We start from the raw sequence: 16,076 nt of genomic DNA, 5'->3' as shown, positions 1-16,076 counted from the left end.
GATGTTCTCACCCGACGCCGATCGCTTCCATGAAGAGTGCGGCGTGGTCGGCGTGTACGGCCACCCGGAGGCGGCGAACCTCGCCTACCTCGCGCTGTACGCGCTGCAGCACCGCGGTCAGGAGTCCGCGGGCATCGTCTCCTCGCGCGGCGACGCGCTGATCTCGCACCGCGGCCTCGGTCTCGTCGCCGACATCTTCCACCCCGAGATCATCCACCGCCTGGTCGGCACGGCGGCGATCGGTCACAACCGCTACGCGACGCACGGCGAGACCGTGCTCAAGAACGCGCAGCCGCTGGTCGTCGAGTACGCGGGCGGCGCGCTCGCGGTCGCGCACAACGGCAACCTGGTGAACGCCAACGAGCTGCGGCGCCGGCTCGAGGCGTCGGGGTCGATCTTCCAGTCGACCTCCGACACCGAGGTGGTGATCCACCTGATCGCGCAGGCGAGCGGCCCGCTGATCGACCGCGTGATCTCGGCGCTGAGCGAGGTGCGCGGCGCCTACTCGCTGGTGTTTCTGTCGAAGGACCAGCTCGTCGCGGCGCGCGATCCGCTCGGCTTCCGGCCGCTCGTCCTCGGACGCGTCAAGGACGCCTGGGTCGTGGTCTCCGAGACCTGCGCGCTCGACCTGATCAACGCGACCTACGAGCGCGAGATCGAGCCCGGCGAGATCGTGGTGATCGACGAGAACGGCGTGCAGTCGTACCACCCGTTCCCGCCCGTGCCGCACCGTCGCTGCGTGTTCGAGTACGTCTACTTCGCGCGGCCCGACAGCCGCGTGTTCGGACGCACGGTGTACCAGGTGCGGCGTGAGCTCGGCCGTCAGCTCGCGCGCGAGACCCACGTCGACGCGGACATCGTCACGCCGGTGCCGGACTCCGGGGTGCCGGCGGCGATCGGCTACGCCGAGGAGTCGGGCATCCCGTACCAGCTCGGCCTGATCCGCAACCACTACGTCGGGCGGACCTTCATCGAGCCGACCGACTCGATCCGTCACTTCGGCGTGCGCGTCAAGCTCAACGCGATGCCGGAGCTGCTCGAAGGGAAGCGCGTGGTGGTGGTCGACGACTCGCTCGTGCGCGGCACGACGAGCAAGAAGATCGTCACCATGCTGCGCGGGGCAGGGGCGAAGGAGGTGCACATGCGCATCTGCTCGCCGCCGACGATCAGCCCCTGCTACTACGGCATCGACACGCCGACCCGCGAGGAGCTGATCGGCGCCTCGCAGTCGGTCGACGAGATCTGCAAGTTCATCGGCGCCGACTCGCTGGGCTACCTGAGCGAGTCGGGGCTCTACGCGTTCCTCGAGGGCGGCGAGCGCGACTTCTGCGACGCCTGCTTCACCGGCCGCTACCCGACCGAGGTCAACTCCGAGCCCGAGCCGCGCCAGCTGCAGCTGTTCGACGCGGCGCCGCGCACGGCAGCCTGAGCGCGGGCCGCGCGAGCTACGTCACCGGCCGCGGTCGGTGCGTCTCTGGATCGCGCACGAGCACCGTGTTGCGCTTCCAGTGCACGTCGTCGCGCTGCGGGCAGTCGAGGTTGAAGTGCAGCCCGCGGCTCTCGCGCCGGTAGCTCGCCGAGGCGATGATCAGGTCTGCGACCGTCGCGATGTTGCGCAGCTCGAGCAGGTCGAGCGTCGGCAGGAAGTCCCAGTAGTCGCGCTCGATCTCCTCGAGCACGAGGTCGATGCGCGCGCGCGCGCGGGCCAGGCGCTGGTCGCTGCGCACGATGCCGACGTAGTTCCACATGAAGCGGCGGATCTCGTCCCAGTTCTGGCTGATCAGCACGGACTCGTCGGTGTCGCGCGCGCGGCCGGGGTTCCACGCCGGCAGGTCGGGCAGGCGAGGGCGCTCGGCGGGCAGGCGGCGCACGGCGTCGAGCGCGGCGCGCCGACCGAACACCAGGCCCTCGAGCAGCGAGTTCGAGGCGAGGCGGTTCGCGCCGTGCAGACCGGTCATCGCGACCTCGCCCGCCGCGTAAAGGCCAGAAATCGAGGTGCGCCCGTCGCGGTCGGTGACGACGCCGCCGCACGTGTAGTGCGCCGCGGGCACGACCGGGATCGGCTCGCGCACGGGATCGATCCCGTACGAGCGGCAGCGCGCGAGGATGGTCGGAAAGCGCTTCTCGAGGAACTCCGCCGGGCGATGCGAGATGTCGAGGTACACGTTGTCGAAGCCGTGCAGCTTCATCTCGTGGTCGATCGCGCGCGCCACGACGTCGCGCGGCGCGAGCTCGGCCCGCGGATCGTACGCCTTCATGAACGGCGTGCCGTCCGGACGCTTCAGGATGCCGCCCTCGCCGCGCACGGTCTCGCTGATCAGGAACGACTTCGCCTGCGGGTGGTAGAGGCAGGTCGGGTGGAACTGGATGAACTCCATGTTCGCGATCGGCGCGCCGGCGCGGTACGCGATCGCGACGCCGTCGCCCGTCGCGACGTCGGGATTGCTCGTGTAGAGGTAGACCTTCCCCGCGCCGCCGGTCGCGAGCAGCGTCGCGCGAGCGCGGATCGTCCGCACCTCGCCGGACGCGACGTCGAGCACGTACGCGCCCCAGCAGTGCTCGGGACCCGGCACGCCGAACTTCGAGCCGAGCAGCAGGTCGACCGCCATGTGCCGCTCGAGGATCCGGATCGACGGGTTCTTGCCCACCGCCTCGAGCAGGGCGCGCATCATCTCGCGTCCGGTCGCGTCGAGCGCGTGCAGGATGCGGCGCTGCGAGTGCCCGCCCTCGAGCCCGAGGTCGACGTCGTAGACGTCCTCGGCGTCCGGACGTAGCGAGAAGCGCGTCCCGAGCGCGATCATCTCGCGCACCCGCTCCGGCCCCTCCTCGACGACCAGCCGGACGATCTCGGGGTCGCACAGCCCGGCGCCGGCCTCCTCGGTGTCGGCGGCGTGGGCGGCGAACGAGTCCTCCGGGCTCCAGACGCTCGCGATGCCGCCCTGGGCGTAGCTGCTCGACGCCTCGGGGACGCGGTCCTTGGTCACGACGCCGACGGTGCCGCTGCGCGCCGCCTCGAGCGCGAAGCTAAGGCCCGCGATGCCGCTTCCGATAACCAGGAAGTCGAATTCCACGTCAGAGCCCGGCGGTCGGCGGCGTCGCGCTCGGCGCGGCAGCCGCCGTGCGGCATCGTTGGGCCGAAGGGGGGTAGGCGCGTCGCGCGCGATCGGCTATCCTTCCGGCCGGCCGCGGGGGGATCGCGGGCCATGAGGTGGAGGCGGTGTGAGGGGGAAGCAGCGTCACCATCGGGAGACTAGGGCGCGGGGCCCGCAGGCGGCAAGTGGCTCGTGCGGCGCTCGCGAAGCGTACGCATCGAGCGTCGCCGGTGAAAGGGAAAGCCGTCCCGCGCTCTCGGTCGTTTCCGGTTTGACCGTCGGACGCTTCCCCCATAGGAGGGTTGGGCCGATGACCCAGCTTGGGGGAAGCAGGATCGTCGCGCACCGGAGGGGTGCGGCAGGTTTGCGGGGGGTCCGTGCGGCGTGCGCGTGCGGCGCGCTCGCGGCGACGGTCCTCGGCGTGCTGCTCGTGGGTACGGCAGCGGCGGAGGTGTACTCGTTCCGCGATCGGCGCGGCGTGGTGCACTTCACCAACGTGCCGAACGACAGCCGCTACAAGCCGGTCCCTCTCGAGCGGGCGCGCGTGACGCGGATCTCGTACACGCCGGACAAGGACGGCAAGCGCACGGCACGACGCGGCGTCACCTTCGTCAATCGCCGCAACACCGCGTGGCGCGAGCCTCCCGAGGATCTCGCCCAGATGATCGTCGACACGGCGCTGCGCTACGGCGTCGAGCCGGCGCTCGTGCACGCCGTGGTGCGCGCCGAGTCCGACTTCGACCACCTCGCGGTCTCGTCGGCCGGGGCGCAGGGCCTGATGCAGCTCATGCCGGGCACCGCGTCCGACGTCGGCGTGCGTGACGCCTTTCATCCGCAGGAGAACCTCGATGGAGGGGTATACTACCTGCGGCAGATGATCGACCGCTTCGGAGGCAACATCCAGCTCGCGCTCGCCGCGTACAACGCCGGGCCCGCGACCGTCGAGCGCTACGGCGGCGTGCCGCCGTATCCGGAGACGATCGAGTACCTGCAGCGGGTGTTCCGCTTCCGGCAGGAGTACCTGCTGCGTCAGCGCGGCGTGCAGCCGACGCGATCGCGAGTCGTCGTCGCGTCCCGATGACCGAAGCAGGGGAGCGCGCGGCGGGGCCGCCGGTCGCCGGCGCACGCCGGCCGCGGGCGCTCAACCTGCCCAACGTCATCTCGCTGAGCCGGGTCGCGATCACGCCGGTGCTGATCTGGCTCCTGACCTACGAGGGGCGGATCGCCGCCATCGCCGCGACCGTCGCCTTCCTCATCGCGTGCATCAGCGACTGGCTCGACGGCTACCTCGCGCGTCGACGCGGTCTGATCACCAACCTCGGCAAGTTCCTCGATCCGCTCGCCGACAAGGTGCTGATCATCAGCGCGCTGATCATGCTCGCCGCGATGCAGCGCACGCCGCGCGTCCCGGGCTGGATGGTGGCGATCATCGCGGCGCGCGAGGTCGCGGTCACCGGGCTGCGCGCGATCGCCCGCGACGAGGGGATCGTGCTCGGCGCGGAATCGCTCGGCAAGGCGAAGATGACCTTCGAGGTCGTGGCGCTGGTCGCGCTGCTGCTGCACTACCCGATCTGGCGGATCGACTTCCACGCCGCGGGCATGGTGTTCCTGTGGATCGCGCTCTTCCTCGCGCTGTGGTCGGGCGTCGCCTACCACCTGCGGCTCGCGCGCGTGCTTTCGCAGAGATCCTGAGACGTGCGCGCGGTGTCCTCCTGCTTGCGCCCCCGCAGGGTAGGGGTTACGGTTTTCCGCATCGGGCATGTCAGTGATAGCTAGGTCCTGCGCAAGAGGAGGTCGCGAACCCCGCCAGGCCCGGAAGGGAGCAACGGTACCGATTTCTCCTCTGTGCCGCGGGGGTGCCTAGCTATCACTGACGTGCTCGCAGCAAGTAGGTCTACGTGACCGCGCGCGTCGACCCGACCGCGGACGACGGCCCGGTCGTTGTCCGCGAGCGGCACCATGACTGACGAGCGGGAACTCTTCCCACAGCCCGCATCCGGTCGAGGGACGGGCGCCGGCGGCGCCTACCAGGTGCTCGCGCGGCGCGCGCGGCCACAGACCTTCGCCGACGTCGTCGGCCAGGAGCACGTCACCCAGACGCTGATCAACGCGCTGACGACCGGTCGCCTGGCGCACGCGTTCGTGTTCAGCGGCATGCGCGGCGTCGGCAAGACGACGACCGCGCGCATCCTCGCCAAGGCGCTCAACTGCGCCGAGGGTCCGACGCCGACGCCCTGCAACCGCTGCGCGAGCTGCATCGAGATCACGGAAGGACGCTCGCTCGACGTCCTCGAGGTCGACGCCGCCTCGCAGACCGGCATCGACGCGACCCGCGAGCTCCTCGAGACCGTCAAGTACCAGCCGGCGAGCGGACGCTTCCGCGTCTACATCATCGACGAGGCGCACGGTCTCTCGAAGCAGGCGGTCGACGCGTTCCTCAAGACGCTCGAGGAGCCGCCGCCGCACGCGAAGTTCATCCTGGCGACGACCGCCGTCCACAAGCTGCCGTCGACCATTCTGTCGCGCTGCCAGCGCTTCGACTTCCGCTCGGTCGCGACCGAGACGGTGGTCCGCACGCTGGGCGCGATGGTGCGCTCGGAGGGCATGGAGGCGGACGAGGAGGCGCTGCGCGCGATCGCCCGCGAGGCGGGCGGCAGCCTGCGCGACGCGACCTCGCTGCTCGATCAGGTGCTCGCGTTCTCCTCGGGGAGGGTCGACGTCGAGGCGGTCAACGCGGCGCTCGGTCTGCCCGACCAGCGCGCCGTGCGCGAGGTGGTCGACGCCGCGATCGCGCGCGATCCGGGCAAGGCGCTCGAGGTCGTGGCGCGGGTGTGCGCGCAGGGCATCGACATGGCGCGCTTCGGGCAGGCGATGCTCGAGCGCATCCGCAACCTGACCGTCCTCGCGGTCGCCGGTCGCCAGGCGCTCGCCGACCTCGAGCCCGCGGCGATCGACGAGCTCGAGGCCACGCAGCGCGGCGTCCCGCAATCGGACCTGCAGCGCTGGTTCCGCATCCTGCTCGACGCGCTCGACGAGATCTCGAAGAGCCCGTACCCGCGCCTGGTCCTGGAGATGGCGGTGGTGCAGATGGCGACGCTCGCGCCGCTCGTGCCGCTCGACGAGCTCGTGGCGCGTCTGGAAGCGCTCGAGCGCGGCGGCGGCGACGACGGCCGCGGCGGCGGGCGTCCGCAGCGCACGATCCCGATGCCGACGCCGGGACGCTCCGCCCCGATGGCGCCGGGCCCGCGCGCGACGTCGGCTGCGTCCATGACGCCTCAGCCCAGGGCGGCCGGGCCGAGCGACGGCATGGGCCTGCGCGCCGCCGGCGTCAGCGCGGCGGCCGCGAATGCGGCGACGTTCCCCGCGCGCGCGACGGCAGCGTCGTCCGCGCCGGGTACGACGGCCACGAACGGCAACGGCAGCAGCGCCGCTCGCGGCACGGCTTCCGCAGCGTCGACCGATCAGGCGCGCTGGAAGGGCCTCGTGGACGCGCTGCAGCGCGCGAGCGCGTCGCGCTTCTTCCGCCTCTCGTACAGCAAGGTGCTCGAGGTCGGCGACGAGGTGCTGCGCGTCGCGGTCACGGGCAAGGAAGCGGTCGCGGCGCTCACCGCGCCGGACGTGCGTGCGCAGATCGAAGAGGCGATCGAGCGCGCGTTCGGACGCCGCCTGCGCTTCGAGCCCGTCGTGCCGGGCGACGGCAGCGTGCCGAGCCCGACCGCGAACCACGCGGCGCTCGACCGTGCCGCGCGCGAAGATCCGATCGTGCAGCTCAGCGTCGAGATCCTCGAGGGGCGTGTCGAAGGCGTGCTACCGCGCAACCGCCGCGAGGACTGATCCGCGCAACGCGGCGAAAGAGAGTCGAGCAATGGCAAATCCGTTCGATCTGTCGAGCATGGGCGACCTCATGAAGCAGGCGAAGGCCATGCAGGAGCGGCTCACGAGCCTGCAGGAGGAGGTCGGTGCGCGGACCGTCGAAGCGTCGGCCGGCGGCGGCATGGTCGTCGCCAAGGTCAATGGCAAGCTGCAGGTGCTGTCCGTCAAGATCGACCCGGAGATCCTGCGCAGCGACGACCGCGAGATGCTGGAGGACCTGATCGTCGCCGCGGTCAACGAGGCGCTGCGCAAGGCGCAGGGGATGATGGCCGAGGAGATGTCGAAGCTCACCGGAGGCTTGCGCATCCCCGGCCTCGGCTGACAAGAAGCGAGGTTCACGACAGCCACCGATGCCGACCGCCCTGACGCCATCCATGCAGCGCCTCGTCGAGGAGCTGAAGCGCCTGCCCGGCATCGGCGAGAAGACCGCGACGCGGCTCGCCTTCTACATCCTGCGCGCCGACCACTCGTACGCCGCCGACCTCGCGCAGGCGTTGCTCAGCGTCAAGGAGCAGAGCCGCCTGTGCTCGCGCTGCTTCGGGCTCACCGAGCAGGACCCGTGCAGCATCTGCTCCGATCCGAAGCGACGCGCGGACGAGGTCTGCGTCGTCGAGGAGCCCGCCGACATGCTCGCGCTCGAGCGCGCCCAGGAGTACCGCGGCCACTACCACGTGCTCGGCGGCGCGATCTCACCGCTCGACGGCATCGGCCCGGAGCACCTGCGCTGCAGCGAGCTCGTCGAGCGCGTCAAGCGCGGCGGCGTCGCCGAGATCATCGTCGCCACCAACCCGACGGCGGAAGGCGAGGCGACGGCGCTCTACATCGCGCGTCTGGTCAAGCCGCTGGGCGTCCGCGTGACGCGCATCGCACGTGGCCTGCCGATGGGCGGCGACGTCGAGTACACGGACGCGATCACGCTGTCGAAGTCGCTCGAGGGGCGCCGCGAGATGTGACGCGCCGACCCCTCGGTTGAGAGCCCCGGGGGGCGGTGCTAGACGCGAGAGACCGGTATTCCAATGGCAGAGCCGCAGACGAAGAAAGCCACGACCCGCAAGGGCCCCGCAGGGGAGGCCGCGCCGACGACCCCGCCGAAGTTCCGCGAGCTCATTCCCGGCGATCTCAACATCGACTTCGTCGGCAAGCGACGCTTCTTCGTCGCGCTCTCGACGGTCCTCAACATCGTCGCGCTGATCCTGCTCTTCACGGTAGGTCTGAACTACGGCGTCGACTTCCGCGGCGGCACGGACGTCCGCGTCCGCTTCGCCGAGCCGACGACCGCCGGCGATCTTCGCAGCGAGCTCGCCGACCTCGACCTGCGCGAGCTGACGGTGCAGGACTTCGGCAACCAGGGCCGCGAGTTCCTGCTGCGCTTCGACATCGAGGAAGGCGCCGAGATGAGCAGCATCGGGGAGCGCCTCAGCGAAGCGTTCCGCAAGAGCCGCCCGCAGGAGGGCGCGTTCGACATCCTCAGCGTCGAGAGCGTCGGCCCGAAGGTCGGCGCGCAGCTCCGCCAGCAAGGTCTGCTCGCGGTGACCTTCGCGACGATCTGCATGGGCATCTACATCGCGCTGCGCTTCGAGTGGAGCTTCGGCGTCGGAGCGGTGATCGCGCTGATCCACGACGTGCTGATCTCGATCGGCGCGCTCGTGCTGACCCAGTTGACCTTCGACCTGACGACGCTCGCGGCGCTGCTCACGGTCGTCGGCTTCTCGGTCAACGACACGATCATCATCTCGGACCGCATCCGCGAGATCCTGAAGCGCAACCCCAAGGCGGACCTCGCGACCGTCATCAACCGCGCGATCAACGAGACGCTGTCGCGCACGTTGCTCACGACGGGCACCGTGCTGCTGGTGCTGATCGCGCTCCTCGTGTGGGGCGGCAGCGGGCTGCGTCCGTTCTCGTTCACGCTCTTCGTCGGCTTCGTGACCGGCGCCTACTCGACGATCTACATCGCGGCGCCGATCGTGCTGCTCTGGGCGCACCGCGCGAAGGCGAAGGCCTGAGCGGCGGTCTCCGCTGACCGGCGCGTCCGCGGCCCGAGCCGTCCATCTTTCGCGGCGCGGGGTGAAAGCCCGACGGGCGCTGCTGCGTCCTTTCGGGTGCGTGCGCGGCTGCCGTCACGCTCCTGTGGGCTGCGTCGGTGACGCCATGGAGCCAGCGCTGGACGTTTGGCGGTAGCCCGCGCCGTGTTAGGAACAGCGAAACCGCGACCGGGACGGACCGCTCGCGGCTCGAGCCCCCGTAGCTCAGGTGGATAGAGCACAGGATTCCTAATCCTGGGGTCCCGCGTTCGAATCGCGGCGGGGGCACTCACCGAACGCGGCGGCGCGTTCTTTGCGCTTTCCTCCCTGACCCAGTTTCGCTACCACCGGTGGACCGACCGGCACGCCCGGCGGGAGAGAGGAGGCCTGGTGGCGGAAAACCGAGGGCGGGTCCGTACGCGGGCCCGGAGCGTCCGGCGAATCGCGTCCGCCATCGGCGGCCGCCTCGAGGCCGTCGGCCAGTGGCTGCTCGGACGCCTGCTCGACCTCGTTCTCCCGGTCACGCCAAACATCCCGCTCGACGACGTGACCGACGTGCGGCGCGTCCTGCTCGTGCGTCCGAACTTCCGCCTCGGCAACGCTCTGATCACGAGCCCGCTGATCGCGGCGCTGCGCGAGCGCTTCCCGCATGCGCAGATCGACTACCTGGGCGGCGAGGGCACGCTCGCGGTCGTCGAGCACCTCGGCATCGACGAGCGGATCGCCATCTCGCGCCGCTTCGTCGCGCGGCCGTGGCGCTTCGTCGCGCTGTTCGCGCGTCTGCGCCGCCGCAAGTACGACGTCGCGATCGAAGCCGCGATGGGCTCGTTCTCGGGCGGGCTCTACACGTTTCTCAGCGGCGCGCGCTTCCGCGTCGGCATCACGGGACGCGGCGACCGCTTCCTCAACGTCCGGCTGCCGGCCGCGCCGGTGACGCACGCGTACGACGGTCCGGTCGCGTTCGCCGAGCGGCTCGGCGTCACCTGCGAGCCGCGTCCGGTGTACGTCGTCACGGAAGCCGAGGCGGCCGATGCTCTCGCAACGCTGAAGCTCCTGCGGCTCGCGGACCACGAGCGCGTCCATCCGTTCGTCGCCCTGTTCGTCGGCGGGCACGGCGCGAAGCGCTGGCCCGAGGACTGCTGGGTCGCGCTCGCGCGGCGGGTCGCGGGGGAGGGGGCGAGCGTCGTCGTGTTCACCGGCCCGGACGAGGCGGGCGCGGTCGAGCGCCTGCGCGAGCGTCTCGCCGGCGTCGCCCGCGTGCTCGAGCCGCGGCCGCTGCGCGCATTCGCAGCACTGCTCGCGACCGCGACCGTCGTCGTGACGCCCGACTCGGGCCCGATGCACCTCGCGGCCGCGCTCGGCGTGCCGTGCGTCGCCGTGCTGTCGAACCGCGCGTCGACGTTCTTCCCGCCGCGCGGACCTCTCGACGTCTCGCTCGTCGAGCCGTCGGTCGCCGACGTCGAGCGTGCGCTCTTAGCGCACCCGTCGTGGCCCGCGCTCGTCGGCGGCAGCGGGCGCGCGACGCGCGTCGCCTGAGCTGAACGCGCGCTCCTCACACGCGCTTCGTCGAGCGCCTTGCTGCTTCGGACGGCTGCCGATATAGCTGCGCCCGGTACGCGCGCATCGGCGCGCGGGAGCGTGCGAGGACGGTGAAGCGCGAAGAGTACGAGGCACGCGAGGACGCTCTGCTCGCACCCTGGGCGATGCGCAGCGCGCAATCACGCGGCCGCGAGTTCCCCGAGCCCGAGCATCCGCTGCGCACCGCGTTCCAGCGCGATCGCGACCGCATCGTGCACTCGACCGCGTTCCGCCGCCTCGAGTACAAGACGCAGGTCTTCGTCAATCACGAGGGCGACTACTACCGGACGCGCCTCACGCACACGATGGAGGGCGCGCAGATCACGCGCACGATGGCGCGCGCGCTGCGGCTCAACGAGGACCTCGCGGAGGCGGTCGTCCTCGCGCACGACCTCGGCCACACGCCGTTCGGTCACGCCGGCGAGCGCGTGCTCGACGCGCTGATGAAGCCGTACGGCGGCTTCGAGCACAACGCGCAGAGCCTGCGCATCGTCGAGCGTCTCGAGGAGCGCTATCCGGACTTCCCCGGGCTGAACCTCACCTGGGAGGTGCGCGAGGGCATCGTCAAGCACTCGTCCGAGTACGATCGCCCGATGGTCAAGCGCTTCGATCCGCACCTCGCGCCGTGCCTCGAGGCGCAGATCGCCGACTTCGCCGACGAGATCGCGTACAACTGCCACGACATCGACGACGGCCTGCAGTCCGGCATGCTGCACCCGGAGCAGATGGAGCAGGTCACGCTGTGGCGCGAGCACTTCGCGGAGGCGCGCGCCCGCTGGCCCAAGGCGCCGTTCTCGTTGCTCCGCTACCAGACGGTGCGCCGCATCCTCGACGCGATGGTCTCGGACCTGGTCGCGCACGTCGAGCGCCAGCTCGCGCAGCACGGAATCAAGTCGATCGACGACGTACGCGCGGTGCGGCCGCGACTCGTCGACTACAGCCCGGAGATGGCGCCGAAGATCCGCGAGCTCAAGGACTTCCTGATGGCGCACCTCTACACGCACGTGCGCGTCACGCGGATGGGCGTCAAGGCAAAAACGATCATCACTGGGCTGTTCAACACCTACCTCGACGAGCCGCGCCAGATGCCGCCGCACGTCTACGCGCTGATCGAGAAAGGGGAGGACCGCGCGCGCGTCATCGCCGACTACATCGCCGGCATGACCGACCGCTTCGCGCTCGACGAGTACAAGAAGCTCTTCGATCCGCTCGAGAAGGTATGAAGCGCCGGGTCACCCTCGAGATCCACCGCGAGGACCACAAGACCGACGCGCTCGGCCGCGTCTTTCTCGGCGCCACCGACCGCGACGAGACGCTCGCGCTGCTGCGGGCCTACCTCGGTCCGCAGGCGACGCTGCGCCACGTCGAGCTCGACGACGCCGTGCTGCGGGTCGAGGCCGACGTGCGCGAGTTCGCCGAAGAGAGCCGCAACCTGGTCGCGATGGCGCGCGATCTGATCCGCGCCGGACGCGTCCGCTCGGCGATCGGACAGCTCGAGGAAGCGCTGCGCCTCGCGCCGCTCGGCGCCGACGCCCTGAAGGCGCTCGGCCGCTTGTACTACCGCCACCGCGACCGCGAGAACGCACGCCGCTACTTGACGCGCGCGCGCGAGGTCGCGCCGACCGACATCGAGGTGCTGCGTCTGCTCGCGGAGATCGCGCTGCACGAGGACCGGCGGCTCGCGGCGCGCGAGTACCTGCAGCAGGTGCTGGCCGTGCGTCCCAACGACCGCCGCGCGCGCACCGCGCTCGCGCGCTTGCAGCCCGAGGACGCCGAGCACATCCGCGCGACGCTGCGCCGCCGCGCGATGGGGGATGGCGGCGGAGGGGCGCCGGAGGAATAGGGTGGTGCGCTTCACTCCGCTTCCAATATACTGGAAGATTCATCCAGCATCATGGATGCACCGACGAGCGATCTCGACGCCCGCATCGCCGAGCGGGTGCGCGCGCTGCGCACCGAGCGCGGGCTGTCGCTCGAGGCGCTGGCCGGCCGCAGCGGCGTCAGCCGCTCGATGATCTCCCTGATCGAGCGCGGCGAGACGAGCCCGACCGTCGTCGTGCTCGAGAAGCTCGCGGCTGGGCTCGGCGTGACGCTCGCCGCGCTGTTCGAGGCCCCGGCGACCGACGGCGGCCCCCCGAGCGGCCCGCTGGCGCGCCGCGAGGACCAGCCCACCTGGCGTGACCCGGGCTCGGGCTACGTGCGGCGCAACGTCACGCCGCCAGGCGCCGGGCAGCCGATGCGGATCGTCGAGGTGCAGCTGCCGGCCGGCGCCCACGTCGCGTTCGAGAACCCAGGACACGAGACGCCCGTCCACCAGCAGGTCTGGGTGCTCGACGGCGAGATCGAGGTGACGATCGGCACGGAGCGCCACCGGCTGCGCAAGGGCGACTGCCTCGCCATGCAGCTCGACGGGCCGTCGATGCTCCACAACCCGACCCACAAGACGGCGCGCTACGCGGTGGTAAGCGCCTCGGAGCCGCGCTCGCGATGAGCTTCCGCGACGAGGCTAGACGGTGACCTCCGTGCAGGTTTCAGCGCCGAGCCCACCGGGGGAGTAGGGTTTTCCGTGCGCCCAACCCACAGGAGGGTATTTGTCATAATCTCTCTTATCGGACGTTCTGGGGCGGCCGATGCCGGCTCCAAGTGCTGGAAAAGACGGGCCTACCAGGGCTGCTGAGCGCAGCCTCCCGCCGCGCGCGGCTACGGCGTCGTCACTCGAGCCGCGGACGCCGATCCGCCCACGGCGCCGCTTCCTCGATCGCCGCAGCGAGGCTCAAGAGCACGTCCTCGCGTCCGTACGCGGCGACGAGCTGCGCGCCGACCGGCAGTCCGTCGGCGGTCACGTGCAGCGGCAGCGAGATCGCGGGCTGACCCGTCAGGTTGAACGCCGACGTGTACGCCGTGAAGCTCGCAGCGCGCGCGAACGCCCGGAACGGCTCCTCGCGGGTCGAGGTCAGCCAGCCGAGGCGCGGCGGCGGCTCGGCGGTGGTCGGCGTGACGAGCACGTCGAAGCCCTCCTCCCACCAGGCGGCCATGCGGCGCGAGAACGCGTGCACCTTCTGCTGCGCGGCCAGCAGCTCCGAGGCGCGCCGCTCGCGCATCGCCTGGGCGAGCGCCCAGGTGAGCGGCTCCATGTCGTCCGGGCCGAGCTTGCGGCCGGCCATCTCCTCGTAGACCTCGAGCGTGCGGACGGTGTTGACGCCGATCAGCACGACGAGGCTCTCGACGCCCGACGGATCGTGCAGCGCCGCGGGATGCGAGCGCTCGACGACGTGGCCGAGGTCCTCGAGGACGCGCGCGGCTTTCTCGGCCGCGGCGACGCACCCGGGGTGCACCGCGACGCCGCGCGGCCCCTCGGTCATGAGCCCGATGCGCAGCCGCTCGCGGCGCGCGAGCGCCTTCACGAACGGCTCGCGCGGCGGCGGCGCGAAGTACGGATCGCCGGGCATCGGGCCCGCGACGACGTCGAGCACCGCCGCCACGTCGCGCACGCTGCGCGCGACGACGAGCTCGCACGAGAGCCCGCTCCAGCGCTCGCCGGCGTCCGGTCCGAACGAGCTGCGAGCGCGCGTCGGCTTCAGGCCGACGAGACCGCAGTGGCTCGCCGGGATGCGGATCGAGCCGCCGCCGTCGCTCGCGTGCGCGATCGACACCATGCCGGCGGCGACGGCCGCCGCGGAGCCGCCGCTCGAGCCGCCGGGCGAATGCTCGAGGTTCCAGGGATTGCGCGTCGCGCCGAAGGCCTCGGGCTCGGTGGTCGGCAGGAGTCCGAGCTCCGGCGTGTTGCTGCGTCCGACGAAGCAGAAGCCCGCGGCGCGGAGCTTCGCCGTGAAGTACGAGTCCGCCTCCTCGCGTCGCCCGAGGTCGCGCAGGATGCGCGTTCCGGCGCAGTACGGGTCGCCGGCCGACTGTCCGCCGAGGTCCTTGAGCAGGAACGGAACGCCGCGGAACGGTCCGTCCGGAAGATCGCGCGACGCGGCCTGGGCGCGCGCCTTCTCGAAGCTCGGCAGGATGACGGCGTTGATCTTCGGGTCGAGACGCCCGATGCGCGCGATGGCCGCGTCGACGAGCTCGGTCGGCGAGATCTCACGGCGGCGAACGAGCTCCGCCTGGGCGGTCGCGTCGAGCTGGAGAACGTCGTCCATCGGTCGGGCCTCCCGGCGTCGCGGGCCGTGCCGACCGCGACCCTGAGCGCGCTACTGGATCTGGATCTGCGGCATCGACATGCCGCCCGGGAAGCCCAGGCTGGGCGGCGCCGGCGGCGGCGTGACGCCGAGCCCGACGAGACGCATGCGCGCGAGCTCGGCGGAAGCGCCGTCGGGGTCTTCCTCGAGGTACTTCTGGTAGAGCTCGATCGCCTTGTCCTTCTCGCCTGCCGCCTCCGCGAGCCGCGCGAGCGAGATCTGCGCTTCGGGCTTCGCCGGACCGTCGATGGCCACCGCGCGCTCGAGCTCGGTGCGCGCGCTCGACGCGTCACCGCTCGCCTCGAGCGCCGCGGCGAGCTCGACGAGCGCCAGCTGCTCGAGCGCCGGATCCGGCGCCTGGTTCGCGAACTCGCGCAGCATCGGCACCGCCTCGGCGGGCTTGCCCGCCTTCATCGCGGCGCGTCCGGCGTAGAGCTTCGCGAGCCTGCCGTACGAGGTGCTGCCGTAGTCGTTCGCGACCGCACGGAAGCTCTCGTACGCCTCGCCCCACTGCTCGCGCTTGAACAGCTCGTTGGCGCCGTAGTACGCGCGCGCCGCGCGCTCGGCACGCGCCTGGACGTACCAGGTGATCGCGCCGACGAGCAGCAGGACACCGAGCAGTCCCGCCGCGCCGATCTGGACGAGGCGCAGGTTCTGCTGGCCCCACTCGATCGCACGACGCGACAGCGAGATGAACTCGTCGGGCTGGCGTAGGTCCTTGCGGCGGAAGCGCTCGCGCTTCGTGGTGGTCGACGCGGCCTGGGTCATGTGCTTGCGGGGTTCCGTGCCCTGCCCCGTTACATTTTGTACTTGAAGTCCTCGGGAACCATCTTCTCGAGGATTTCGGCCCACTTGTCGCGCGAGACGTTGGAGAGATTCTGCTCCTTCTCCTCCTCCGCCTGCTGCAAGACGCTCGACTGCTCGAGCACCTTCTTCGCGACGTAGATCGGGCTCTTGGTGCGCAGCGCGAGCGAGATCGCGTCGCTCGGCCGCGAGTCGACCTCGAGCACCCGATCGTCATGCCGTAGCCGCACTCGAGCGAAGAACGTGTTGTCGCGGAGGTCGTTGACCTCGACCGACTCGACGGCGGCCCCGAGCTCGCTGATGATCGAGTTCAGCAGGTCGTGCGTCATGGGACGCGCCATCTTGATGCCTTCGAGCTCGGTGGCCATGGCGGTCGCCTCGAGGAGTCCAATCCAGATCGGCAGGTTCAGCTTGTTCTCGGAGTCCCGGAGCACGACGATGGGGGTCTTCGTGACCGGGTCGAGCGTCAGGCCGCCCACGCTCATGAGAATGAAATCCTCGCGGCTCACCGCTTCATTCCT

At 71.0% G+C, this 16,076-nt stretch carries 15 protein-coding genes, 1 tRNA gene and 1 other RNA gene; 13 read left to right on the top strand and 4 right to left on the bottom strand.

What is annotated here, in order from left to right; all coding sequences use genetic code 11:
* Window position 1: 1 nt before the first annotated feature.
* Window positions 2–1,429 (top strand): amidophosphoribosyltransferase, encoded by a 1,428-nt coding sequence (gene purF, locus VIS07_09065; GenBank protein ID HEY8515649.1) that lies wholly within the window; start codon window positions 2–4, stop codon window positions 1,427–1,429.
* A 16-nt stretch (window positions 1,430–1,445) separates the two neighbouring features.
* Here the strand turns inward: purF and nadB are convergent, their stop codons facing one another.
* Window positions 1,446–3,071, bottom strand: a complete 1,626-nt coding sequence (nadB, locus tag VIS07_09060; protein ID HEY8515648.1) for an L-aspartate oxidase — start codon at window positions 3,069–3,071, stop codon at window positions 1,446–1,448.
* A gap of 442 nt (window positions 3,072–3,513) precedes the next feature.
* On the opposite strand from nadB, the gene VIS07_09055 reads away from it, so the two are divergent.
* The 12 genes from VIS07_09055 (at window position 3,514) to VIS07_09000 (ending at window position 13,058) form a co-directional block, all read left to right on the top strand.
* Entirely contained in the window at window positions 3,514–4,173 is a 660-nt protein-coding gene (locus VIS07_09055; protein HEY8515647.1) for a lytic transglycosylase domain-containing protein, read from the top strand.
* Window positions 4,170–4,784, top strand: a complete 615-nt coding sequence (pgsA, locus tag VIS07_09050) for a CDP-diacylglycerol--glycerol-3-phosphate 3-phosphatidyltransferase (protein HEY8515646.1) — start codon at window positions 4,170–4,172, stop codon at window positions 4,782–4,784. The genes VIS07_09055 and pgsA overlap by 4 nt, the downstream gene beginning before the upstream one ends.
* Window positions 4,785–4,862: 78 nt before the next feature.
* Window positions 4,863–4,961, top strand: an RNA gene (ffs, locus tag VIS07_09045) — signal recognition particle sRNA small type.
* A 90-nt stretch (window positions 4,962–5,051) separates the two neighbouring features.
* Window positions 5,052–6,926, top strand: coding sequence for a DNA polymerase III subunit gamma/tau (dnaX, locus tag VIS07_09040; GenBank protein ID HEY8515645.1), 1,875 nt, complete (start codon window positions 5,052–5,054; stop codon window positions 6,924–6,926).
* A gap of 31 nt (window positions 6,927–6,957) precedes the next feature.
* Window positions 6,958–7,287, top strand: a complete 330-nt coding sequence (locus tag VIS07_09035) for a YbaB/EbfC family nucleoid-associated protein (protein HEY8515644.1) — start codon at window positions 6,958–6,960, stop codon at window positions 7,285–7,287.
* A gap of 52 nt (window positions 7,288–7,339) precedes the next feature.
* Window positions 7,340–7,918: a recombination mediator RecR gene (recR, locus tag VIS07_09030; protein ID HEY8515643.1), complete on the top strand. Its 579-nt coding sequence runs from the start codon at window positions 7,340–7,342 to the stop codon at window positions 7,916–7,918.
* Between the two features lie 63 nt (window positions 7,919–7,981).
* Window positions 7,982–8,971: a protein translocase subunit SecF gene (secF, locus tag VIS07_09025; protein ID HEY8515642.1), complete on the top strand. Its 990-nt coding sequence runs from the start codon at window positions 7,982–7,984 to the stop codon at window positions 8,969–8,971.
* A 232-nt stretch (window positions 8,972–9,203) separates the two neighbouring features.
* Window positions 9,204–9,277, top strand: a tRNA-Arg gene (locus VIS07_09020).
* 102 nt (window positions 9,278–9,379) lie between these two features.
* Window positions 9,380–10,525, top strand: a complete 1,146-nt coding sequence (locus VIS07_09015; GenBank protein ID HEY8515641.1) for a glycosyltransferase family 9 protein — start codon at window positions 9,380–9,382, stop codon at window positions 10,523–10,525.
* A gap of 113 nt (window positions 10,526–10,638) precedes the next feature.
* On the top strand, window positions 10,639–11,790 hold the full coding sequence (locus VIS07_09010) for a deoxyguanosinetriphosphate triphosphohydrolase (protein HEY8515640.1): 1,152 nt from the start codon (window positions 10,639–10,641) through the stop codon (window positions 11,788–11,790).
* Window positions 11,787–12,410, top strand: a complete 624-nt coding sequence (locus tag VIS07_09005) for a tetratricopeptide repeat protein (protein ID HEY8515639.1) — start codon at window positions 11,787–11,789, stop codon at window positions 12,408–12,410. Before VIS07_09010 ends, VIS07_09005 begins: the two co-directional genes overlap by 4 nt.
* A gap of 51 nt (window positions 12,411–12,461) precedes the next feature.
* Entirely contained in the window at window positions 12,462–13,058 is a 597-nt protein-coding gene (locus tag VIS07_09000) for an XRE family transcriptional regulator (GenBank protein ID HEY8515638.1), read from the top strand.
* Window positions 13,059–13,278: 220 nt separating this feature from the next.
* Here the strand turns inward: VIS07_09000 and VIS07_08995 are convergent, their stop codons facing one another.
* The 3 genes from VIS07_08995 to VIS07_08985 are packed head-to-tail and all read right to left on the bottom strand — an operon-like array spanning window position 13,279 to window position 16,064.
* Complete coding sequence (locus VIS07_08995; GenBank protein ID HEY8515637.1) at window positions 13,279–14,712, bottom strand: amidase; 1,434 nt, start codon at window positions 14,710–14,712, stop codon at window positions 13,279–13,281.
* Window positions 14,713–14,763: 51 nt separating this feature from the next.
* Complete coding sequence (locus VIS07_08990) at window positions 14,764–15,519, bottom strand: tetratricopeptide repeat protein (protein ID HEY8515636.1); 756 nt, start codon at window positions 15,517–15,519, stop codon at window positions 14,764–14,766.
* A 29-nt stretch (window positions 15,520–15,548) separates the two neighbouring features.
* On the bottom strand, window positions 15,549–16,064 hold the full coding sequence (locus VIS07_08985) for a bifunctional nuclease family protein (protein ID HEY8515635.1): 516 nt from the start codon (window positions 16,062–16,064) through the stop codon (window positions 15,549–15,551).
* Window positions 16,065–16,076 lie beyond the last annotated feature (12 nt).

The sequence above is a fragment of the Candidatus Binatia bacterium genome (assembly GCA_036563615.1).
Classification (GTDB): domain Bacteria; phylum Desulfobacterota; class Binatia; order UBA12015; family UBA12015; genus DATCMB01.
The sequence above is the reverse complement of the archived record's forward strand: the minus strand, read 5'-3'. Positions and strand labels throughout refer to the sequence as shown.

Excerpts from the sequence above, each read along its gene's own strand:
- purF (HEY8515649.1), top strand. The coding sequence starts at position 2 with ATGTTCTCACCCGACGCCGATCGCTTCCATGAAGAGTGCGGCGTGGTC.
- pgsA (HEY8515646.1), top strand. The coding sequence starts at position 4,170 with ATGACCGAAGCAGGGGAGCGCGCGGCGGGGCCGCCGGTCGCCGGCGCA.
- dnaX (HEY8515645.1), top strand. The coding sequence starts at position 5,052 with ATGACTGACGAGCGGGAACTCTTCCCACAGCCCGCATCCGGTCGAGGG.
- VIS07_09035 (HEY8515644.1), top strand. The coding sequence starts at position 6,958 with ATGGCAAATCCGTTCGATCTGTCGAGCATGGGCGACCTCATGAAGCAG.
- recR (HEY8515643.1), top strand. The coding sequence starts at position 7,340 with ATGCAGCGCCTCGTCGAGGAGCTGAAGCGCCTGCCCGGCATCGGCGAG.
- secF (HEY8515642.1), top strand. The coding sequence starts at position 7,982 with ATGGCAGAGCCGCAGACGAAGAAAGCCACGACCCGCAAGGGCCCCGCA.
- VIS07_09005 (HEY8515639.1), top strand. The coding sequence starts at position 11,787 with ATGAAGCGCCGGGTCACCCTCGAGATCCACCGCGAGGACCACAAGACC.
- VIS07_09000 (HEY8515638.1), top strand. The coding sequence starts at position 12,462 with ATGGATGCACCGACGAGCGATCTCGACGCCCGCATCGCCGAGCGGGTG.
- VIS07_08995 (HEY8515637.1), bottom strand. The coding sequence starts at position 14,712 with ATGGACGACGTTCTCCAGCTCGACGCGACCGCCCAGGCGGAGCTCGTT.
- VIS07_08990 (HEY8515636.1), bottom strand. The coding sequence starts at position 15,519 with ATGACCCAGGCCGCGTCGACCACCACGAAGCGCGAGCGCTTCCGCCGC.